The organism is Streptomyces sp. Z26 (genome assembly GCF_003665095.1).
GTDB classification, from domain to species: Bacteria; Actinomycetota; Actinomycetes; order Streptomycetales; family Streptomycetaceae; genus Streptomyces; species Streptomyces phytohabitans.
The window spans coordinates 2,623,094-2,643,769 of the sequence record NZ_RCHV01000002.1 but is presented as its reverse complement, the minus strand read 5'-3'; the positions used below and the strand labels follow the sequence as shown (position 1 = coordinate 2,643,769).

At 72.3% G+C, this 20,676-nt stretch carries 17 protein-coding genes; 7 read left to right on the top strand and 10 right to left on the bottom strand.

Annotated elements, in window-relative coordinates:
- Nucleotides 1-648 precede the first annotated feature (648 nt).
- The 9 genes from D7M15_RS11625 to D7M15_RS11585 form a co-directional block, all read right to left on the bottom strand.
- The gene (locus D7M15_RS11625; protein ID WP_121517446.1) at nt 649-1,626 is read right to left on the bottom strand and encodes a thiopeptide-type bacteriocin biosynthesis protein; all 978 of its coding nucleotides are present in this window, start codon (nt 1,624-1,626) and stop codon (nt 649-651) included.
- Nucleotides 1,623-2,762, bottom strand: a complete 1,140-nt coding sequence (locus D7M15_RS11620) for a lanthionine synthetase C family protein (protein WP_121517445.1) — start codon at nt 2,760-2,762, stop codon at nt 1,623-1,625. The genes D7M15_RS11625 and D7M15_RS11620 overlap by 4 nt, the downstream gene beginning before the upstream one ends.
- The gene (locus D7M15_RS11615; RefSeq protein WP_240649256.1) at nt 2,759-5,824 is read right to left on the bottom strand and encodes a lantibiotic dehydratase; all 3,066 of its coding nucleotides are present in this window, start codon (nt 5,822-5,824) and stop codon (nt 2,759-2,761) included. The genes D7M15_RS11620 and D7M15_RS11615 overlap by 4 nt, the downstream gene beginning before the upstream one ends.
- A gap of 90 nt (nt 5,825-5,914) precedes the next feature.
- Nucleotides 5,915-6,118: an FxLD family lanthipeptide gene (locus D7M15_RS11610; protein ID WP_121517443.1), complete on the bottom strand. Its 204-nt coding sequence runs from the start codon at nt 6,116-6,118 to the stop codon at nt 5,915-5,917.
- A 61-nt stretch (nt 6,119-6,179) separates the two neighbouring features.
- Nucleotides 6,180-7,412 (bottom strand): methyltransferase, FxLD system, encoded by a 1,233-nt coding sequence (gene fxlM / locus D7M15_RS11605; protein ID WP_165906236.1) that lies wholly within the window; start codon nt 7,410-7,412, stop codon nt 6,180-6,182.
- Between the two features lie 107 nt (nt 7,413-7,519).
- Complete coding sequence (locus D7M15_RS11600) at nt 7,520-8,140, bottom strand: DUF6624 domain-containing protein (RefSeq protein ID WP_121517441.1); 621 nt, start codon at nt 8,138-8,140, stop codon at nt 7,520-7,522.
- Nucleotides 8,140-8,358, bottom strand: coding sequence for a hypothetical protein (locus tag D7M15_RS28205; RefSeq protein WP_127201738.1), 219 nt, complete (start codon nt 8,356-8,358; stop codon nt 8,140-8,142). The genes D7M15_RS11600 and D7M15_RS28205 overlap by 1 nt, the downstream gene beginning before the upstream one ends.
- Nucleotides 8,359-8,624: 266 nt before the next feature.
- Nucleotides 8,625-9,806 (bottom strand): helix-turn-helix transcriptional regulator, encoded by a 1,182-nt coding sequence (locus D7M15_RS11590; RefSeq protein WP_121517439.1) that lies wholly within the window; start codon nt 9,804-9,806, stop codon nt 8,625-8,627.
- A 100-nt stretch (nt 9,807-9,906) separates the two neighbouring features.
- Nucleotides 9,907-10,545, bottom strand: a complete 639-nt coding sequence (locus tag D7M15_RS11585) for an HAD family hydrolase (protein WP_121517438.1) — start codon at nt 10,543-10,545, stop codon at nt 9,907-9,909.
- Between the two features lie 410 nt (nt 10,546-10,955).
- Between D7M15_RS11585 and D7M15_RS11580 the strand changes: the two genes are divergently transcribed.
- The 4 genes from D7M15_RS11580 to D7M15_RS11565 all read left to right on the top strand — a co-directional run bounded on the left by D7M15_RS11580 (nt 10,956) and on the right by D7M15_RS11565 (nt 15,753).
- Entirely contained in the window at nt 10,956-12,587 is a 1,632-nt protein-coding gene (locus D7M15_RS11580) for an AMP-binding protein (protein ID WP_206337353.1), read from the top strand.
- Nucleotides 12,588-12,640: 53 nt separating this feature from the next.
- Nucleotides 12,641-13,393, top strand: a complete 753-nt coding sequence (locus D7M15_RS11575) for an enoyl-CoA hydratase family protein (protein WP_206337478.1) — start codon at nt 12,641-12,643, stop codon at nt 13,391-13,393.
- The gene (locus D7M15_RS11570) at nt 13,381-13,977 is read left to right on the top strand and encodes a TetR/AcrR family transcriptional regulator (protein ID WP_121517436.1); all 597 of its coding nucleotides are present in this window, start codon (nt 13,381-13,383) and stop codon (nt 13,975-13,977) included. Before D7M15_RS11575 ends, D7M15_RS11570 begins: the two co-directional genes overlap by 13 nt.
- Before the next feature lie 210 nt (nt 13,978-14,187).
- Nucleotides 14,188-15,753 (top strand): sodium:solute symporter family protein, encoded by a 1,566-nt coding sequence (locus D7M15_RS11565; RefSeq protein WP_121517435.1) that lies wholly within the window; start codon nt 14,188-14,190, stop codon nt 15,751-15,753.
- A gap of 56 nt (nt 15,754-15,809) precedes the next feature.
- On the opposite strand, the gene D7M15_RS11560 is transcribed toward D7M15_RS11565, so the two are convergent.
- Entirely contained in the window at nt 15,810-16,910 is a 1,101-nt protein-coding gene (locus D7M15_RS11560; protein ID WP_206337352.1) for a citrate synthase 2, read from the bottom strand.
- Nucleotides 16,911-17,418: 508 nt separating this feature from the next.
- Between D7M15_RS11560 and pdxH the strand changes: the two genes are divergently transcribed.
- From pdxH to D7M15_RS11545, 3 genes are all read left to right on the top strand, one after another.
- Nucleotides 17,419-18,042: a pyridoxamine 5'-phosphate oxidase gene (pdxH, locus tag D7M15_RS11555; protein WP_121520621.1), complete on the top strand. Its 624-nt coding sequence runs from the start codon at nt 17,419-17,421 to the stop codon at nt 18,040-18,042.
- Nucleotides 18,043-18,220: 178 nt separating this feature from the next.
- Nucleotides 18,221-18,592 carry a hypothetical protein gene (locus D7M15_RS11550; RefSeq protein ID WP_121517434.1) on the top strand — a complete coding sequence of 124 codons (372 nt, stop codon included), beginning with the start codon at nt 18,221-18,223 and terminating at the stop codon, nt 18,590-18,592.
- 521 nt (nt 18,593-19,113) lie between these two features.
- Nucleotides 19,114-20,667 (top strand): PAS domain-containing protein, encoded by a 1,554-nt coding sequence (locus tag D7M15_RS11545; protein ID WP_240649254.1) that lies wholly within the window; start codon nt 19,114-19,116, stop codon nt 20,665-20,667.
- Nucleotides 20,668-20,676 lie beyond the last annotated feature (9 nt).

The window sequence follows — 20,676 nt, the reverse complement described above, 5'->3', positions numbered from 1 at the left end:
GCAAGGTTTTAATCATCGCGTCTTACGACTTCCTCAACCTGTTGTTGCAATTGCCTAATCCGGTTGCCAAAGGGCCCGTAGGAGAAGTCGTCACTGTTTTTATGTGGGATTTTTCCATCGCTCGGTAAGTGGCTTCACGTAATTCGTTCGTGTGGACCGTGAATGATGGCTCGTCAACGCTCTGTCCGTCTGCTGGTCGTGTTCATGTTTGCAGGAGGTAGTCAATCCACGCTTGCCCTGCGGTCCGAATCTATCCAATCAATTGCGCGTCCCGTGCTTACGGGTCATGCTAGCTTCAGCAGCGCTTTTCTTCACCTTCCATACCTGAACAGTCGAGGCTGCTCCTCCGACGGCGAGAACAGCCGTCCCACTGGCGATCGCGGTCACGAGTTCACTCACGACGCTAGTCTGACATATGTCGATCGAGGATAGTAGAGGAAGAAGCTGTTCGTGCTCGAGCGCAAGGTGTGCATTCAACCCGTACGTGCAGAGTGCAAAGCTCCTATCGCGCAGTCGTCGTTCACTTGCCGATGCTACATAAGCGGCTCGGGACCGTATTCTGAGTGAGTTCGAGGGGCGCCGGCTGTCGCCCACACGGCCAACACTTCATCTTGTGGCGGGTGACCATACTCTCAACGAATCGCTACTTCAGTCCGGTCGTCTGGTCGGCGTCTCGCCGGTTGCTGCTTGCCGTGCCGCGCGGGCCCAGATGGCCTGTTGTCGGGTGGTGAAGCCCATGCGGTTCCAGTGGAAGAGGATGTGTCGCGCGAGGATGGCGCGTTTGCCTGCGGTGAGTTGTCCGTCCTCGGCGGCGTCCGTCAGGCGTCGGCCGCTGTCGTCCAGGGCCTTAAACCACGTTCGTACGGGTGCGAGGGGGCCGGAGTCGACCAACGGGCCTGTGTCGGTGAGCAGGAGGCGTTCCATCGGTTTCACCATGGAGTCGATCCGCTCAGGAGCGATGTCGTTGGGGAGTGGGCGGCGTTGTTCGACGTGTGCCCAGACGTCGCCCTGTTCGCCGAGCTCCAGTCGTGCGGCGCGCAGGAGTGTGGTCATGGCCAGCAGGGAGGTTTCTCGGGGTTCCAGCACCCGGGAGGGTTCGGTTTGCGTGGTGTGGAGGTAGTCGAGTACGCCGTTGCTGTCGGTGTGGAACAGCGCGTGTGCGAGGGGGAGTCCGGTCGGGCCGCCGAAGGCGACGGTCTCCGGTTCGTAGAGTGCGGGTTTCCAGTGGGAGGTGACGCCCCAGGAGACGGAGCTGTCGAGTGCGCTGGTGACGTGGTCGATGGCGTCCTGCGTGCTCGTGCCGGGTGCGGGGTGGTAGCGCAGGCGCCAGTACGGGGCTTTCCGCAGGAACCACCACAGGTCGACGGGTTCGGCGCGCAGTGCGGGGGCGAGATAGGCGCGGAACGCGCGCTCTGCGTGTTCGTGGTCCGCGAAGCGGATGTTGACCTGGTGCCATCCGGTTCGCGCGGTGTCGAGCGCGGCGCGGCCCGCTGTCCGGTACTGCTCGACGGCTGCGGCGAGTTGGGGTGCGGAGATGCCGGTCGTGCGGGCCGTGTCCTCGACGGGGGCGCCGCCGAGGATGGCGAGGACGGCGTCCTCGACATGGTCGGGGTCGTGGCTGGTCATGTCAGGAGCAGGCAGGTGTCCCACTGCCCTCGGGGTCCGGCGGCGTCTTGGAAGGCGAGTGCTGCTCCGGTCTTGCCGAGGAGGAAGCCGTCGTCTTCGGGTTCGGGTGCTGCTGCGAACCGGTGGGCGAGGACGCCGAGTTGGCGGTCGTACTCGGCGGGGTGTTCGGCGTCCTGGGCGACGCGTTGAACGGTGCGGAGGATGCCGCCGAGGCCGTGGCACAGGCCGCGGTCGGTGACCTTGTCGAGCTGACGGGTGCTGGTGAGGCAGGAGGTGAGGGCGCGTTCGGCCATGCGCTTGCGCGCGGCGTCTTCGAGGACGATGGCGGCGAGTTGTTGGGCGCGTACGAGGCCGGGGGTGCCGTAGCACCAGCCGGGTGTGGCCGGTCGGGTCGGTGGGGTGCTGTGGTGGGTGGTCCAGGGTGGCCAGTGCAGCCCGTGGTGGTCGTTCTGCCGGATCTGGTCGAGCCATCGGCAGATGCGGCGGATGGCGTTCTCGTGCCCGTCGACGGTGACGCCTGCGCGTATGGCCAGGGCGAGAAGGGCGAGGGGGCCGGTGATGCCGTGTGCGAGTCCGGCGTTGGCGTGTCCGCCGGGGGTGGCGGTCGGGTCGCTGGCCGGGGCGTGTGCCACCCACCAGCCCGGTAGGGCCTGTCCGTTCGGGTCGGTGAACGGTTCGGTGAGGCGGACCAGGTACTCCAGGACGTCCCGTAGCTCGGCGCCGGTGGGGTGGCGGAGCAGGAGCAGCGCGCCGATGCCGGTCAGGCCGCGGAAGAGGTCGTACTCAGCGAAGGCGGGGCGGCGGCCGGTGTCGATCCGGTCGTGTGCGGCGGCCAGCCGGGTACGGGTGTGTGCGGCCACCGCACGGTCGAGGGTGTGCAGGGCGCGCGCGTAGCGGTCGGTGCCGTCGGCGGCCAGGTGCAGCACGAAGCACAGGGCGGGAGCGCCGAGGAACAATCCGGCGTCGGGGCCGTCGATCAACGGGCCGGTGGTCGCGAGCAGACGGCGTGCTTCGTGCCAGTCCTCGGTGCCGCGGCGGGCGCGTTCGACGTGGAGCAGGGCGGTGCTGAGCGGTCCGTGCGCGAGGGACTGCCGCTGGGAGAGGCCGGTTTCGCGGGGTGCTGGGGCGGCGGTCACCGCTGTTCTCCTTCGCGGCGGACGGTCCAGGACAAGGCGGCGGCGCGGGCCGTACGCCGACAGGCGGACTCGGCGTCGGTGTCGATCCCGGCGACTCGGTTGTGGTGCATGTGCAGCAGGGACGGCAGCACGGTGCCCGGCGGGAGCCCGGCGGTGTCCAGGGCCTGGCGGTAGCGGGCGAGCGCGTTGCGACGGTGCTGCCAGGCGTCGTGGACGGCGTGGCCGCCGGGGAGGTCGCGGAGGACCGAACCGGGGTCGTCCTCGACCAGCCGTACGGCGAGGGCCTGCGCGGGGCGGGGCGTCGCGGGGCCGTCGCCGCGCGGCAGGTGCCGGATCAGCCAGGAGCGGGCGGCGGTGGGGGAGTCGAGGAGTCCGGTGGCGATGTCCACGTACGAGCCGGCGGTCACGGCCGGGCGCAGGCCAGGGGGGAGGTCCATGCGCAGCTGGGCCAGCGCGGCGGTCGAGTCGGCGGCGAAGTAGTCCTCGGCGGCTTTCAGGGCGGGGCCGGTGCCGTAGCGGCCGTGTTCGGGGACGTAGGTGTCCCACTGCACGCGTTGGAGGAGCCCTTCCGTCCGTAGTGCGTCCGCCCACCGTGCCAGTTCCCAGGCCACGGCGCCGAAGTCCGCGGGGCGGGGCAGGCTCAGCCGCACGCGCAGGTGCGGTTCGGGGTCGGCGTACCGGATGAACCACGCGCCCGGCGCGGACATGTCCTCGACCAGTTCCGCGGACAGCAGCCCATCGGTGAACGTCCCCCGGAACAGCGTCGTCACGTCGTCGAGGAGGCGCGGCAGGTGGTGGGTCAGGACCTCGTCGGCGCGGGCCGTGCTGCCGTACAGCTTCACGTACGCGTCGTCCGCGATGCCGGGAGTACGGCCGTCGTCGCGCCGGGCGACCGCGTACCGCGCGGGAGCGGGGGCGGCGGGTTGCTGGGTGGCGAAGGACATGGTCACCTCGTGGGCGCGGCCGATCCAGCCGTACGCGCTCTCCGGGGGCGCTTCGTGCAGGGCGACGGTGTCGTGCCGGGCCAACTCGGCGCGCAGCAGGTCGCGGTGGCCGCGCACGTCGAGGTCGAGGCGCAGCTGCCGGTCGCTGGAGCCCGCGTAGACCGTCTGCGGGGGGCCGTAGCGCAGCCGCCAGGCGAGGAACCGCTGCTCCCAGCTGCCGTGGCCGTCGAGGTCGCGGGCGCGCAGGCGCCAGCACGCGGCGGAGAGGATCGTACGGCCGTGGCGGACTTCGGGCAGGTACGGCAGCGAGGCTGCCGTACCCCAGGCGAAGGGGGCGAGGACGGCGGCGTGGGAGCGGTGGACCTCGGACAGGAAGCGGACCAACGGGTGTGTCGCGGTGCTCAGTTCGACCGCGCTCATCACCGCGGGTTCCAGGCAGCGGCCGGTGGACAGGGAGACGAGGCACAGCCGCCCGTCCTCAGCGGTCACGCCCAGGTCGTCGATGTCGATCGTGGCGGCCGGATGGTGTTCGCCCACGGACAGGACTTCCGGGGCCGTTTGGGGCGTGCGGGCGACGTTGTGGGTGTGGTGCCGCAGCGGCGGAGCGGAGAGCTGCACCCGGGTCGCGTCTTCGGTGAGCGTGGGCAGCGCCTCGTACGCGGCGGTCATCCGGTCCCGGTCCGCCTTCTCCAGCAGGGGCAGGAAGCGGCCGTCGAGGGCTCCGGCGGCCAGCGACAGGCCGGTGGTGGAGAGGTGGAAGCGGCCTTCGTCCAGAGCGCGGGTGGACTCCGCCAGCACGCTGAAGCACAGCTCGACGTGGGCGGGCACGGCTGCGGGGTCGCCCAGGCTGAGCGCGCGGAGGTCGTCCTCGGTCAAGGTGATCGTGCGCTGCTGGGTGAGGGCCGCGTCCTGGGCGAGGGCGAGCAGGTGCTCGTCCCGGGCCGTGGTGGCCAGGACGGGCCGGGGCAGGACCGTGCCGCGGTACCCGACGGGGAAGCCGAGACCGGTGTCCGGGTCGGTCAACTCGCGTACGGGGACGACGGTTCCGGTGCTGTACCGCTCCAGGAACCGGGACCGGTAGTCCTTCCACGCCGCCGACCCGTGGGGGTACGGCGTGATCCGGGCCATCACCGTCAGGGCGCGCTCGGCTTCGCGGGCGACCGCGTGCGGTAGGACGAGGTCGCCGTCCGGGCGGACGTCGACCATGAGCGGTCGATCGGTCACCGGGGCCAGGGCGGTCATCGCCCCGGCGACGTTCGCGCGCAACTCCGTTTGCTCCTCGGGGCGGGCGCGGTTGTGCTGGTCGAGGAGCTGGACCAGGGAACACAGACCGACGGCGGTCCGTACGTCGGCGTCGCTCTCGTCGAGCAGGGTCACCAGGTGGTCCAGCGCATCGGGGCAGGTCATCGGGGCCTCTAGCTCGGTCAGCAGCACGCGGTGCGCGACCAGGTCGCCCACCATCGCCTCGATGACCTTCTTCGGGGCGTCGGGGTAGGTGGCGTTGAGCTTGGCCACCAGGACGTGGACGGGCAGCGGGGAACGGGCCAGCACCACCGCGGCCTCGCTGACCGGCGTACGCCGCAGGGAGGTGTCCGTGGGGCCGTCCGGGCCCGGCTGGTTCAGCACCGTGATGCGCGCACCGCGCACGGTGGTTGCGGGGTCGGCCACCACGGTCAGGTGCCGCAGCACCTCCGGGTCGTGCTCCAGGGCGGCGGAGACCTGCTGCAACCAGGCGGCCGACGCGCGCGCGAACGCCCGATCCCCCGTGCCCCAGTTGGCGCGCGCCACGGGGCCGGTGCGGGCGACGGTGGGACCGGCGAACAGCCCGAACGGCGTCGCGCGGTAGCGCATCCGCAGCAGGTAGCGGGCCAGCGACCGGCCGGTGCGTCGTACGCGCGAGGCCCCCGCGGAACCCTCGGCCACCTCCCGGACAGCGGCAGCCAGCCGCGGGGAGGCGTGGGCCACGGCCTCGGCGCATCGGCTGTCCGCCCAGACCTGTTCCACCCACGCGCGGACCTCTTCGACACCCGCTGCCTCGCCGGGCCACGCGGGCGCGTCGTCGACGAGCGGGAACACCGAAGCCCTGATCATGCTCGCGTCAACACTGCGGTAGCGCATGCGTACTCCTCCGATTCGCCGCGACCCCCCGGGGGTGGGCGTCCGACCGGGCGCCCACCCCCGGGCCCGTCCACTACGGGTGCTGCTCGGTCAGCCGCCGATGCACGTGCTGTTCGAGCAGGCGGACGAACAGGTCGCGGTGCAGTTGTCGCTGGTGTCGTTCAGCAGCGCGCCGAGGACGGGCGCGGACGCGATGGTCTCGATCCTCAGATCGAAGTCCCCGCCGCCCGCTCCGCCGTAGTCGGTCGCCGCCTTCCATGCCGTGCCGGAACCGGTCTGCTGTGCCTGTGCCATCTCGCTCTCCAAAGGGAGTCGTAGGGATGTGCTGGGCTACCTGGACCGCGCCTCTCGGCGGCTACGGCCAGGTGATCGTGACCCGCGAGTGACGGCGCTCGATGACGCGGCCGTCGGCGGGAAGGCGGTCGTCCGGCGTGCCCGCCGGGCGGACCGTGATACGGGCCCGGTCACCACGGTGGCCGCGGTCCCAGACGCGGATCTCCTCGACCAGGCGCTCGGCGAGCTGCCGCCCGCGCGGGCCGTGCCCGATGGCGCCCAGCTCGTAGCGGTCCTCCTCGCCGGTCGCCCGTACGGTGCGATAGGCGAAGCTGTCGCCGTCCACGAGCGTGGGGATGCCGAGCGGGGAGGCCGAGGCGACCAGCCCGTGGTCCCGCGCACGGGGCTTCGCCGCCAGCAGCGGGAGGTTGTCGAGCGCGGTGGTCAACCACAGGTCGAGGTGTTCGTTGGACTCCTCACCGCCGAGGGTCACGCCGGACCACGCCTTCTCCTGCGGCAACATCAAGGCGCTCGCGAGCGCGGCGGTGTCCGGTTCGGAGTGGCCGTCCAGACGCAGGGCGATCTCCTCACCGGCTACGTCGTGGAGAACGGCGAGGCGCACGCGGTTCTCCCCGATCCCTTGCATGGGGACGAAGCCGCACAGCTCGAAGCCGTCGCTGACGAGCGTGTCGCCGTCGCGTACGAAGGCGACCGTCCGCGTCAGCCCACGCATCCGCAGCGGCACGACGAGACGCCCGCCGTCCTTGAGCTGGTCGCGCCAGGCCGGAGGGATGTCCGCGGCCTGCACCGTGACCACGATCCGGTCGAAGGGCCCGTGCTCGGGGGCACCATTCTCGGCGTCGGCGGTGAGCACGGTGACGTTCCGGTAACCGGTCGCCTCCAGGAAGCGGGCGGCACGGTCGGTCACCTCGGCGTCGATGTCCACCGTCACCACACGGCCGCCCGCGCCGACGACCTCGGCGAGGTAGGCGGCGTTCGGGCCGCCCGAGCCGATCTCCAACACCGTGTGCCCGGGAGCGAGTTCGGCCTGTTCCAGCTGCATCGCCTGCACACGGGGAGCGGACACCGAGCTGATGTCGACGCCGTCGGAGTCCGTCTTGGTGACCGTGGCGACCTCCGGCTCGTACGTAAGGGCCATGTCCGCATCCGGCGTCGCCAGATGCCGCCGTACGGTCCGCACCGCCTCCACCACACGAGGGCTGCGCGCCGCACCCGACTCGATCAGTTTCCGCGCGAGCGCATCCCGCAACTGCTGCTCGGAAGGGGCCGGTTGGGCGGCGCTGTCGGTCGTCATGCCGGGAACGTCATTCACGCGATCTCTCCTGGTCGTGCGGTTCAAGGGTGTGGCGTGGTAACCGCCTGGCGACCCGGCCCGTCACCTCCGGGTCGCCGGACGGGGGTCTATGTGCCGGAGCGCAGCCCCTCCCCGTACCGGGCCGTCCGACGGCCGGCACCGGAGGTACGGCCGAACCCCGGCGGCGACGTCGTGGCAGCGGCCGACGGGTCCATGAACCGGCGCAGCAGGGCTTCGGTCTGCTCGGCGTACGTCGGCAGCCCCACGCTGGCCCGCCGCCGGTCGAGGTGGGCGGGCTCAGCGATCCGTACGGGCACGACCCCCGTAGGCCCGACGCGGTACTGCGTGCCGTAGAACTGCGGCCGGTGGGACTGGACGAGCACGCCGTCGTACACGTGCGCCCACTGCACGAGCTGCGCTTCCCCGCGTCGGGCCGCTTCCCCGAGCATCCGCAGCAACGTGCCTTGCACCGCCGGGTCGTGGCCCGCGTGCAGGGCGATGGTGAAGGCCGCTTCCGCGGCCTCCTCACCCACCAAGCTCCGTCCGGGCCACCCGTGAGCCGTGCTGACGTGCCGCAGGTACTCGGCGTTCTCGCGCTCCGCCTCCCGACCGCTGTCGACCTCGGCAGCGCTGAGCTGAAGAAGAAGGAGCGAGGCACGGTACTCGCGCGTTGCCGCCGCCCGTTCCAGAAGGCTTTGCGCGATCTCCGGTACACGTACCGCCGTCATCACGCTTCCTCCCTCTGAAGGGCGCGCACGAGCCGTCGCGCGGTGTCGAGAGGAAGGTCGCCCAGTTCGATCGCCGCCTCGGCCCCGCACCGCTGGCACCAGGGATGCGTGATCAGGTCGAGGAAGCCGCCCCCGGTGGCTTCCTGAAAGGCGCGACGGAGGCGGGCCGCCACCTGCTGGGCCGCGTCCGGTGCTTCGAGTTCGTGCTCGCCGTACATGGGCGACAGCGAGCCCAGACCAGCGACGCCCAGCGTGTCCCGGAGGTCAGCGGCAGCCTCACGGGCCGCCCTCGACGGACGCCCGAATACGGAACCGCAGTCGATGCATGCTTCGCCGTGCAGACGAGCGATGCTGATGTGCTGAGGCCGTACGTGTGCGCACTCCGCGCTGGAGGTCATCATCTTCGAGTCCCATCTGCTTTCCCTGCGTGGAACAGATGGTCACCCGCTGTAAGTCGCGGAACTGCTACCGCTTGTAGCAGTGCTCAGATCGCGTGGCACCACTCGGCGAAATTCGATAGCTCCTCGCAGTGCCCCCGCTTCAACCTGCGCAGCGTCGCGATGTCCTCCCGTACCCATCGATGATCACGCGTGTGCTGGGGAGCGGTACGTCGAGCGACCTTCAGCGACTCGAATGCGTCATCGCGCAACCCTGACCAGAGCTGCGCCCGCCCCAACTCGATGTAGAACGAGGAGCGTCGCTCCGCAGGAAGGTCCAGTGGAGGCGACCACTCGGCCGCAATATCCAGTGCGCGGCTGAGATGCTGCCCACCCAAGGCGACCGCCACCGACACCTCGTGGATACGTACCGACGACGACCCGAACGCCGTACCACCGTAGATGTCTTCCGGCAGGGGGTCGCCCAGACGACGGGCCTCGGCGAGATGAACGTCGGCGCCTTCTGGGTCACCGGCCCTGCCTGCCACGACGGCGGCCCGCATGTGCAGAGCGCCCCTCGCCGCTGTGGCGGGCGCGTCGTGTGGCGCAGGGGCTCGGTCGATCGCCGCCTCCAGCACCCGCAGGCCAGCTTCGTGCGCTCGCGCGGCGAGGAACACTTCCCCGCGTACGTACGCCACGGACGCATCCAGTAGAGGGTCCTCGGCGAAGGCTGAAGCCCAGCGCATCAGTTCGATCAGTCGTGCCGACAGGTCGAGCTGCCCTGTCTTGTACGCCACAGCGTCCGCAGATCGCAGGGCGTTGGTGAGCAGCCGGGCGTGTTCCCGCCGTTCCTGCCCTCCAGCTCCGTGCAGTGCGCGCAGCAACTCGGCCAACAGGGACGGTGCTTCCCGGGCCACACGCAGGTACTGGGAGCCCAGACGCCACGTCACCATCTCCGTGACCGCCGCACGTAGTTCGCCCTCCGACCGGACCGAGCCGTCTGAGGGAGCGTCGTAGGCCGCGATCGTCGCGGACACGGCTGGGAGGATCGAGCGGATACGGGAGTCGCTGGCGCCCTGGCCGCCGCGCAGCCGAGACGGATCGACACCGAGAGCAGCCCCGAGCTCTTCCAGGACCTCGTCGCTGGGCACCCTCGCGCCACGCTCCACCGCGCGCACCGTGCCGTACGAGACGGCCGACGAGTCCGCGAGCTCCTGCTGAGTCATGCGGGCGAGACGTCGGGCGACGGCGATTCTGAGCCCTACCTCGCGATCCTCGTGTGCGGGCATGCTGTACTCCGTTCCGTGCCGCCGCTCGGACGGTACCCGCCGGTACGGCTTCGCCCCCGCTTCTCCGTGCAGGGAAGCGGGGGCGACCGCTGTTTGCCCGCTATCCGAAGTCGACGGCGAGCAGGTCGTGCAGCGAATCGATGCGCCAGTCCGCTGCCTCCGCTTCCGGGGCGTCAGCCCACAGATTCCCCCAAGGGCCGCGCCGCAGGTGCGCGGTACGCAGTCCAGCCGTTCGCGCTGGTTCGACGTCGTTGGCGGGGTGGTCGCCGACGTACACGATCTGGTGAGGCGCGGCCCCGGCGGCCTCGGCCACCCGGGCGAAGAACTCGGGGTCGGGCTTGGCGACGCCCCACTCGCCTGACGTGACGATCCGGTCGGCGGGCAGGTCCAACGCCCTTAGCAGCTCGCCCATCTTCGAGGTCTGGTTGCCCGCGATCACGACGCGGAAGCCTGCCGCTCGCAGACCGCCGAGAGTCGGACGGACGTCCGGGTACAGGTCCCCCTCCTCCAACTCCTCGCCTTTGCCGGCCGCCTCGCGCGCGTCGTATTCGGCGGCGGTATCGATGTCCGGCCGCAACATGCGAAGGGCGTCTGCGTTGTCGCGGCCCTGGGCGACAACGGCACCGACCAGAGCGGAAAGAGTGTGACGGGGGATGTCCAGCCAGTCGGCCCATCGACCCCAGTAGCGGTCATCGCGGACAAGCGTCTCGCCGATGTCGAATGCGAAAGCAGTCACCATCGCAAGAGGCTACGCGGACGGGCCCCACCTCGACGAAGTGTGGAGTGTCCGGACCGCTCGGCACACCTCCTGTGCTCCCCTGCCAGCTGTGGGGCTCCAACGGACTCAGCCTCGGTGATCGGACTCTACGAAACTCTGGGCAGCTCAAGTCCGGCCTCGTGTGGAGGGCCGCCGGGTGACGAATGATGCATGCACGCTTGATTGGTTCCGCGCCTGCTGCCACTGTCGGAAGTCGTGACCGCCCGTTCCACCCGCACCGCCCGCCCAGCCCGGCCACCGACCGCACCGCACCGCACCCGCCCATCCGCACCGCACCACCCCCCCCGCACCCCCACCGCGCACGAGCACGGCCCGTACCACCCGAACCGGCCGACCGGGGTGTCCGGCGGCCCGCAACCGGAGGGACCGCCATGGTGTTCCAGAGCGAGTACGCGGACGTCCCGCCCGTCGATCTGCCCATCCACGAGGCGGTGTTGGCCCGTTCCACGGCCGAGTACGGGGACCGTACGGCCCTGATCGACGCCGTGGACGGCAGCTCGCTCAGCTACGCGGAGCTCGCCGCGTTCACGCGCGGGCTCGCGGCGGGGTTCGCGGACGCGGGGGTGCGCCCGGGGGACGTGCTCGCGCTGCACAGCCCCAACAGCCTCGTCTGGCCAGCGGTGTTCTACGCCGCGACCATGGCCGGGGCGGTCGTCACCCCCGTCCACCCGCTGGCCACGGCCGACGACGTCGCGCGCCAGCTGCGCGACGCGGACGCGCGCTGGGTGGTGACCGTGGCGGGGCTGCTGGACACGGTGCGTACGGCCGCCGAACGGACCGGCGGCGTACGGGAGGTGTTCGTCTGCGACGAGGCGGACGGCCACCGTTCCGTACGGGATCTGCGGCGCTCGACGGCGCCCGTGCCGCACCCGGTGGTGGACCCGGCGACGGACGTGGCCGTGCTGCCGTACTCCTCGGGCACCACGGCGTCGCCCAAAGGCGTGATGCTCACCCACCGCAACATCGCCACGAACCTCGCCCAGCTGCACCCCGTCGCCCCGAGCGGGCCGGGCGACCGGGTGCTGGCGGTGCTGCCGTTCTTCCACATCTACGGGCTCACCGCGCTGATGAACGCCCCGCTGCGGGCGGGCGCGACGGTGATCGTGCTGCCGCGCTTCGAGCTGGAGCAGTTCCTCGCCGCGATCGAGACGCACCGCGTCAACGCCGTGTACGTCGCACCCCCGATCGTGCTGGCGCTCGCGAAGCACCCGGTGGTCGACGCGTACGACCTGTCGTCCGTCGAGCACCTGGTGAGCGCCGCCGCCCCGCTCGACGCCGGGCTGAGCGCGCTGTGCGCGCGGCGGCTGGGGCTGCCGTCGGTGCGGCAGGCGTACGGCATGACGGAGCTGTCGCCGGGCACGCACGTGGTGCCGCGCGACGCGCGCGAGGTGCCGCCGGGCACCGTGGGGAAGCTGCTGCCCGGCACGGAGATGCGGATCGTGGCCCTGGACGGCGGCGGCGACGGGAACGGTACGGGCGGTGGGGACGGTACGGACGGCGGGCGGGACCTGGCGGTGGACGAGGAGGGCGAGATCCTCATCCGCGGCCCGCAGGTGATGAAGGGCTACCTGGGCCGCGCGGGCGAGACCGACGCGCTGATCGACGCCGACGGCTGGCTGCACACCGGCGACGTCGGGCGGGTGGACGCGGACGGCTGGCTGCACGTGGTCGACCGGGTCAAGGAACTCATCAAGTACAAGGGCCACCAGGTGGCCCCCGCCGACCTGGAGGCCGCGCTGCTCACGCACCCGGGTGTCGTGGACGCGGCGGTCATCGGCGTCCCGGACGGCGAGGGGAACGAGATCCCCAAGGCGTTCGTCGTCGCGCGCCGTGGCTCCGGGCTGTCGGCCGCGGAGGTGCTGGAGTACGTGGCGGAGCGCGTGGCGGCGTACAAGAAGGTGCGGCGCGTGGAGTTCGTCGGCGTCGTGCCGCGCGCCACCAGCGGCAAGATCCTGCGGCGGCAGCTGCGGGACAGGGAACGGGAGAGGGAGCGGCGTTCGTGACGACGCAGCAGGGCACACCCGAGGACCACGACGAGGCGGCGGCGACCACGCCGCTGGTGCGTACGGCGTACGAACGCGGCGTCACCACCGTCACGTTGGACTCGCCGCACAACCGCAACGCGCTGTCCGTGCGCCTCGTCGCGGAGCTGTACGCGGCGCTCGCGGCGGCCGAACGGGACGACGCCACGCGCGCGGTGCTGCTCACGCACACCGGCGGCACGTTCTGCGCGGGCGCCGACCTGAGCGAGGCGGCGGCCGCGCCACGGGACGGGGCGGGCGCGGCGCTGGACCTGGCGCGGCTGCTCCGCGCGCTCGTCGCCTTCCCGAAGCCGGTGGTCGGCCGGGCGGACGGGCACGTACGGGCGGGCGGCACGGGCCTGCTGGGCGCGTGCGACATCGCGGTGGCGGGGCCGGGCGCGACGTTCGCGTTCACGGAGGCGCGGATCGGGCTGGCGCCCGCCGTCATCTCGATGCCGCTGCTGCCGCGCCTCGAACCGCGCGCGGCGGGGCGGTACTTCCTCACCGGTGAACGCTTCGACGCCGCCGAGGCCGCCCGTATCGGCCTGGTGACCCTCGCGGCCGACGACCCGGACGCGGCGCTGGCACCCGTGCTGGACGGGTTGCGGCGCGGCTCGCCGCAGGGCCTCGCCGAGTCGAAACGGCTGGCCACGGCGGAGGTGCTGCGGGCGTTCGACGAGGGGACCGATAGCCTCGCGGAGCGCTCCGCGCGCCTCTTCGCCTCCGAGGAGGCACGCGAGGGCATGACCGCCTTCCTCGAACGACGGGAACCGCGATGGGTGAGCTGACCGCGCGCGGCGCGCCCCCGAAGCAGGACCGCAGCCGCGCCACCCGGCAGCGGCTGCTGGAGTCCGCCGTGACCTGCCTCGCGGAACGCGGCTGGTCGGGCAGTACGGTCACGGTCGTCGCGGAGCACGCGGGCGTCTCGCGCGGCGCGGCGCAGCACCATTTCCCCACGCGCGAGGACCTGTTCACGGCGGCGGTGGAGTACGTGGCCGAGGAGCGTTCGGCGGCGCTCCGCGACCTGCCCGCGCCGGGCAGCACGCACGCGGCCGTCGAGCAGATCGTGGCGCTCTACACGGGGCCGCTGTTCCGCGCCGCCCTGCAACTGTGGGTGGCCGCCTCGTACGAGCCGCAACTCGGCCCGCGCGTGGGCGCGTTGGAGTCCCGCATCGGCCGGGAGACGCACCGGATGGCGGTCGGGCTGCTGGGCGCGGACGAGCGGGAGCCGGGCGTACGGGAGACCGTGCAGGGCCTGTTGGACATGGCGCGCGGGCTCGGTCTGGCCAACCTGCTCAGCGACGACAGCGCGCGCAGGAGCCGCGTCGTCGCGCAGTGGGCGCGCGTCCTGGACGACGTGCTCGGCCGCTGAGCCGCGCCCCTCCCGGCCCGCGTACGCCACAACCCCCGTACCGCCGAAGCGAGTTCGGCGGCGTGCGCCCCTGATCCGTACCCCGTTCAGACGCGTGAATGCCGTCCGTGTCAGGAGTCTTGACGCCCCCATGGGCCCCTCCTACTGTGACCAAGGCTGTTCAGGCATCTGGTGTTTGTTCATGTCAGTGAACAACAGGGAGAGTTGCTGATGTCCGTCATCGACTGGGTCGTGATCGGTGCCTACTTCTTCGTGATGGTCGCGATCGGCTGGTGGTCGAAGCGCCGGGTGCGGAACATCGCCGACTTCTTCACCGGCGACGGCCGCATCCCCTGGTGGCTCTCCGGCATCTCGCACCACGTGTCCGGCTACAGCGCCGTCCTCTTCGTCGCCTTCGCGGCCGTCGCGTACGACCACGGGCTGACCGTGTACGTCTGGTGGGCGCTGACCATCGGACTCGGCGTCGGCGTCGGCGCCTTCCTGTTCGCCCCGCGCTGGAACCGGCTCCGCTCCAAGCACGGCGTCAAGTCCCCGCTGGAGTACCTCGCCCGCCGCTACGACCTGCCCACGCAACAGGTCCTCGCGTACAGCGGCGCGGCGCTCAAGGTCGTGGACATCGCCTCCAAGTGGGTCGCGATCTCCGTGCTGTTGCAGGGCTTCGCGGACATCCCGATGGCGTGGGGCATCGGCATCACGGGCGTCGCCACCATGGCGTACATGGCCGTCGGCGGCCTGTGGGCCGACGTGCTCACGGACTTCGGGCAGTTCCTCATCCAACTGACCGCCGGGTTCACCATGCTGTTCGCCACGATGAGCGAACTCGGCGGCTTCTCCTCGCTCTGGACGATGTGGGACGACCTGCCGGAGAGCCACTCCGACCCGGTCGCCGGGCCCGTCTCCACGACGCTGATCATGGCGTTCCTGCTGGTCAAGACGTTCGAGTACAACGGCGGCATGTGGAACCTCGCCCAGCGCTACATGTCCGCGCCCTCCGGCTCCCAGGCCCGGCGCTCGGCGCTGCTGTCCAGCGGGCTGTGGCTGGTGTGGCCGTTCATCCTCTTCCTGCCGATGTTCGCGGCGCCGCTGATCGTCCCCGGCCTGGAGAACTCCGAGCGGTCCTACATCGAGATGGCCCAGGAGCTGCTGCCCGCCGGGCTCATCGGGCTGCTGCTGGCCGGGTTCTTCTCCAACACCATGTCCATGGTGGCCTCCGACACCAACGTCATCACCGCCGTCATCACCCGCGACATCGCGCCCGTACTGGTGCCGCGGGTCAAGTCCCTCGCGGAGTCCGCCCAGTTGACGTTCGCGCGGGTCACGACCGTCGTCTTCGTCGCGTTCAGCATGACGATCGCCATCGCGACGGGCGGTGAGGGCTTCGTCCTCGACGTCGTGGTGTCCATGGTCGCCGCGACCATGGGGCCCATCTCCATCCCGCTGATGCTCGGCATGCTGCCCTGGTTCCGTACGGCCGGACCGCTCGCCGCCCTCGTCTCCTGGGCCGGTGGCATGGGGGTGTGGACGGTCGTCAAGTGGGTGCTGGACGGCCAGGCGCAGGCGACCGTCGTGGGGCTGCCGCTGGTGACGTCGCTGGTGCTGTACGTCGGCATCGCGCTGGTGCTGCCGGACGGGAACGCGGACCGCGACGCGCTGATCGACTCGCTCGGCACCGACCCGGAGACGGCGGCCACGCCCGCCGGTACGGGCACTGCCGACGCGGCGGAGCCGGGCGCGGCGGCGTCGGATGCCCGCGCGCCCGGGACCCCGGCGGGCTGAACTCCCGTACGGGGGCCGCCCGTCGCGGGTCGGGCCGCCCGTACGGGAACGGCCGCTCAGCCCGCCGTGTCGTGGTACCCCTCGACGTCCCGCGGGTCGCGCGGCCCCGGCCCCACGTACCGCGCGGAGGGCCGGACCAGCCGACCCGTCCGCTTCTGCTCCAGCACGTGCGCCGACCAGCCCGCCGTACGGGCGCAGGTGAACATCGACGTGAACATGTGCGCCGGGACCTCCGCGAAGTCCAGCATGATCGCCGCCCAGAACTCCACGTTCGTGGCCAGTACCCGGTCCGGGCGCCGCTCGTGCAGCTCCGCCAGCGCCGCCCGTTCCAGCGCCTCCGCCACCTCGAACCGGGGCGCGTCCAGCTCCTTCGCCGTACGCCGCAGCACCCGCGCCCGCGGGTCCTCCGCGCGGTACACGCGGTGCCCGAAGCCCATCAGCCGCTCACCGCGGTCGAGTTGGCGCTTCACGTAGCCGACCGCGTCGCCCGTGCGCTCGATCTCCTCGATCATGCCGAGCACCCGCGAGGGCGCCCCGCCGTGCAGCGGCCCGGACATCGCGCCGACCGCCCCGGACAGCGACGCGGCGACGTCCGCGCCGGTGGAGGCGATGACGCGGGCGGTGAACGTCGAGGCGTTCAGACCGTGTTCGGCGGCCGACGTCCAGTACGCGTCCACCGCCGCGACGTGCTTCGGGTCCGGCTCGCCGCGCCACCGGCGCATGAAGCGCTCCACGACGGTGTCGGCCTTGTCGATCTCCCGCTGCGGCACCATCGGCTGGCCCTGCCCGCGCGCGGACTGCGCCACGTACGACAGCGCCATGACGGCCGCCCGCGCCAGGTCCTCGCGCGCCTGCGCCTCGTCGATGTCCAGCAGCGGGCGCAGCCCCCACACGGGCGCGAGCATCGCCAGCGCCGACTGCACGTCGACGCGGATGTCGCCGGAGTGCACCGGGATGGGGAACGGCTCGGCGGGCGGCAGGCCGGGGTTGAAGGCGCCGTCGACCAGCAGGCCCCACACGTTCCCGAAGGAGACGTGCCCGACGAGGTCCTCGATGTCCACGCCGCGGTAGCGGAGCGCGCCGCCCTCCTTGTCGGGCTCCGCGATCTCCGTCTCGAACGCGACGACGCCCTCCAGGCCGGGTACGAAATCGGACATCAGGCGGCTCCTCGTGGTCGTGAGCGTGCTTCGTGGTCGTGGTCGTGCGCGCGGTCGTGACCGCGCCGGTGGGCGTGGTCGCCGCGCCCGTGCGCGCCTCCGGGGCCCCGGGCGCGGTACGGCCTCGGGGACGCGGCCTCCGCCCTCGTACGGGTACGGGCCACCCGGGCCGCCGTACCCCCGCGCGCGGTCGGGGTCGCGCGGTCCGTCCCGCCCGTCCGGTCCGCCCGCGCGGCCGGACGGCCACGATAACGCGCGGTGTACGGAGGCCACAGCGGGCCTGAAGCGGTTTCCACGGGTACGGGGCGGGCGCCGATCGGTGAGAGGCGGCACACGGCGCGATGCCGCTCCGGCAGGTGTACGCCCGGCGAAGAGCGGGAGGACCCGCACTTCTCCGCGGTCGGTACGACAAGATATGCGCGTGCCACAAGCCGACGACGCCCCAGCCCGTGCCGCCCGAGCCCGCGCCCGCGCCCTCGCGGACGAACCGACCCTCGACCCCGCCGCGATGCGCGCGCGGTACCGCGCGCGGGGGCTCGACGAGGACGCGCTGGCGCCCGAACCGTACGCGCAGTTCACCCGCTGGTTCGAGGAGGCCGCCGGGAGCGGCCTGCACGAGCCGAACGCGATGATCCTCTCGACCGCCGCGCCCGACGGCCGCCCCAGCTCCCGTACGGTGCTGCTCAAGCGGTATGACGAGCGCGGCTTCGTCTTCTTCACCAACCACGGCTCGCGCAAGGGCCGCGAGATCGCGGGGAACCCGCTGGTGTCGCTCCTCTTCCCGTGGCACGGGGTGGCCCGCCAGGTCATCGTGTCCGGCCGCGCCGAGCACATCGGCCGCGACGAGACCGCCGCGTACTTCCGTACCCGCCCGCACGGCTCCCAGCTGGGCGCCTGGGCCAGCGAGCAGTCCTCGCGCGTGGCCGCCCGGGAGGAGCTGGACCGGATGTACGCGGAGCTGGCCGCCCGCTACCCGGAGGGCGAGGACGTGCCCGCGCCGCCGCACTGGGGCGGCTACCGGGTGGCCGCCGACTCCGTCGAGTTCTGGCAGGGCCGCGAGAACCGGCTGCACGACCGGCTGCGCTACGTCCGTACGGACGCGGGCTGGGACGTCGAACGGCTCTGCCCCTGACCCCGTCCCACCCGGCGGGACGTCGCTCGCACGGGTGCGCGCGTACTCGAATGAGTATCCGTACTCAGGCGCCGCGTACGGGCCCGGCGCACGCTGGAAGCACGTACCGCTCCGGCGGACGCGCCCGCGATCCGGCGGGCGCGCGGCAACCGGTCCGGAGCAGCCGGGAGGAACCACCATGGACATCCGCACGCGACTGGGCGGCGCCGCGCACCACCTGTACGGCCGCGCCCGCCACGTACTCGGCCACCCGGTCCCGCTCGCCTACCTCGGGCTGGTCGCGGCGGCGTTCGTGTTCGCGCTGGTCGACGCCGCCTTCGTCAGCCACCCCGACGCGTCGCTGGCCGGGGTGTGGATGGTGCTGCTCACGTTCCCCACGGTCATGCTGCCCCTCGCGGCCGAGAGCCTCGTACCCGGCGGCGAGACGTCCGGCGCGCTGCTGCTCGTCTCGGTCGTCCTCTCCGCGCTGGTGCAGGCGGCCCTGCTCGGCGTGCTCGTCCGCACGCTGGGGCGGCACGGGGCGGGCGGGAACGCGTACGGGCGCGGCTAGGCGGTGTGAGGCGCCGTGGTCAGGTGCCGCTGTCAGGCCCCGGGCGGGACCCGTACGGGAACGGACCCGGGAAACGGGTCGCGGACAGCAGGCGGCCCGTGGGCTGCTCCCCTCCGGGCGCCGAGGCGGAACCTCGGGGCGGCGGAAGGGCGCCGGTCGGACGAGTCCGACGGGCCCACGGGCCGGGTGACTGCAATGGGATTGGCCGGCGGAGCCGGCGTCACGCTGTGACGACGGCCCCTAGGCCGCAGTCACCTCACGCGTCCGGTTGTCGTACATCTGGCCGAACCACCTCCCTTCTCGTGTACCCCGCACGCTAGGCAAGGGGCGCGGGGGCCCGCAAGGGAATTTCGGGGCGGCAACGATTTGCGGGAACCGGGTGTGCCCTGAGTCACGTTCGAGTTGAATGATCCGTGCGTGCCGCGCGTTCGTAGCAGGCGTCGTCCAGCAGGGGGTGCCAGGTGACCGCTCAGTCCGAGACCCACTCCGAACACTCCGCCTCAGGCGGCGGAGGACGTGCGGTGCCGGGAGACGGCGCGGCCGGTGACCGGCCCGGGGGCGGCGGCGCGGACGACGAACTGCTGCTCGCCGCACTGCTCGACGGCATGGACGCGGCCCTCTGCGCCTTCGACGCCGACGGTGTCGTCACCCACTGGAACCGCGAGGCGGAACGCATCCTCGGCTGGACCCAGGAGGAGGCCGTCGGCCGCCGCGGACTCGCGGGCTGGGCGGTGCTCAAGGCCGACGCCCCGGACGTGGAGGGGCGGCTGTTCGGCGCGATGGAGGCGCCGGGCCGCCAGGTGCACGAGTTCGCGCTGCTGACGAAGGACGGCCGCCGCGTGCTCGTCCGCACCCAGTCGTCGGGGGTGAACGGGACGGACGGCAGCGCCTCCGGCGTGTACTGCGCGTTCAGCGAGGTGCACACCCAGATCGACCTGGAGCGTTCGATCGCGCTCAGCGAGGCGCTGTTCGAGGACGCCACCTGGGGCGTGGTCCTCGTGGACGCGGACCTGCGGCCGGTCGTCGTCAACGCGCACGCGGCCCGTTCCCTGCGGGCGCCCCGCGCCGCGATGCTCGGACGGCCGCTCGGCGAACTGCTCGACCAGGGCCTGGAGGAGCTGGAGAACGCGCTCCACCACGTCCTCTCGCAGGGCACCCCGCCCGCGCCCACCGAGCTGTGGGTGACGCTCCGCGCCGACCGGGACGCCGGTGGCGGCGGCGGGAGCGCGGTCGGCGCCGAGAGCGCGCGGGACGACGCGGAGGGCGCCGCGCGGCGCTGCTGGCGCAGCGGCTTCCTGCGGCTGGCCTCGCCGCTCGCGGAGGAGCCGGTGCCGCTGGGGGTGGCCTGGTTGTTCCAGGACGTGACGCAGCCGAAGCGGAACGAGCAGGACGTCGCCCGCCTCCGCTTCCGCGACAACCAGCTGCACCGGGCCGCGCGGGCCGCCGCCGAGTGCGAGGACCCGATGGAGGCCGCGACCGTCCATCTGGACTTCGCCCTCGCGGGCTTCGCGGACCACGCGCTGCTCGACCTCGTCGCGGACCCGTACCCGCACCCGGGCGCGGACGCCGCGACCTCCGGCACCCCCGGCGGCGCGACATCCGGCGCCCCGGTCACGGGCCCCGGCGCGTCCGCCGCCTCCGCCCGGCTCGTACGGGCCGCCGCGACGCCCACCACCGTCCCCGGGCCCTGCCCGCCCGTCGAGCCGGACGTGTGGCACGGCATACCCGTGGGCTACGGCGGCAGCCACCCCGCCGTCCAGGCGCTGGAACGCGGCGGCTCCGTCCGTACCAGCATCGGCGGCGTCGCCGCCTCCGCCCTCCAGCAGGGCCGCTCCGGCGAGCAGGGGATCGGGGACGCCCTCGCGGACTGGGCGGCCGCGCGGAAGTGGCCGGAGGGCACCGTGCACGGGCTGTGCGTGGTGCTGCGCAGCCGCGGCCGTACGCTCGGCGTCGCCACGTTCCTGCGGGGCGCGAGCCGCCGGGGCTTCGACCGGGTGGACGCGACGTACGCGGAGGACGTCGCCGTACGCGTCGCCGCCGCCGTCGACCTGGCGCACGTCCTGCCGCGCGCCTGACGGGCGGGC

Excerpts from the sequence above, each read along its gene's own strand:
- D7M15_RS11625 (WP_121517446.1), bottom strand. The coding sequence starts at position 1,626 with ATGACCAGCCACGACCCCGACCATGTCGAGGACGCCGTCCTCGCCATC.
- D7M15_RS11615 (WP_240649256.1), bottom strand. The coding sequence starts at position 5,824 with ATGCGCTACCGCAGTGTTGACGCGAGCATGATCAGGGCTTCGGTGTTC.
- D7M15_RS11610 (WP_121517443.1), bottom strand. The coding sequence starts at position 6,118 with ATGGCACAGGCACAGCAGACCGGTTCCGGCACGGCATGGAAGGCGGCG.
- fxlM (WP_165906236.1), bottom strand. The coding sequence starts at position 7,412 with ATGACGACCGACAGCGCCGCCCAACCGGCCCCTTCCGAGCAGCAGTTG.
- D7M15_RS11600 (WP_121517441.1), bottom strand. The coding sequence starts at position 8,140 with ATGACGGCGGTACGTGTACCGGAGATCGCGCAAAGCCTTCTGGAACGG.
- D7M15_RS28205 (WP_127201738.1), bottom strand. The coding sequence starts at position 8,358 with ATGTACGGCGAGCACGAACTCGAAGCACCGGACGCGGCCCAGCAGGTG.
- D7M15_RS11590 (WP_121517439.1), bottom strand. The coding sequence starts at position 9,806 with ATGCCCGCACACGAGGATCGCGAGGTAGGGCTCAGAATCGCCGTCGCC.
- D7M15_RS11585 (WP_121517438.1), bottom strand. The coding sequence starts at position 10,545 with ATGGTGACTGCTTTCGCATTCGACATCGGCGAGACGCTTGTCCGCGAT.
- D7M15_RS11580 (WP_206337353.1), top strand. The coding sequence starts at position 10,956 with ATGGTGTTCCAGAGCGAGTACGCGGACGTCCCGCCCGTCGATCTGCCC.
- D7M15_RS11570 (WP_121517436.1), top strand. The coding sequence starts at position 13,381 with ATGGGTGAGCTGACCGCGCGCGGCGCGCCCCCGAAGCAGGACCGCAGC.
- D7M15_RS11565 (WP_121517435.1), top strand. The coding sequence starts at position 14,188 with ATGTCCGTCATCGACTGGGTCGTGATCGGTGCCTACTTCTTCGTGATG.
- D7M15_RS11560 (WP_206337352.1), bottom strand. The coding sequence starts at position 16,910 with ATGTCCGATTTCGTACCCGGCCTGGAGGGCGTCGTCGCGTTCGAGACG.
- pdxH (WP_121520621.1), top strand. The coding sequence starts at position 17,419 with ATGCGCGCGCGGTACCGCGCGCGGGGGCTCGACGAGGACGCGCTGGCG.
- D7M15_RS11550 (WP_121517434.1), top strand. The coding sequence starts at position 18,221 with ATGGACATCCGCACGCGACTGGGCGGCGCCGCGCACCACCTGTACGGC.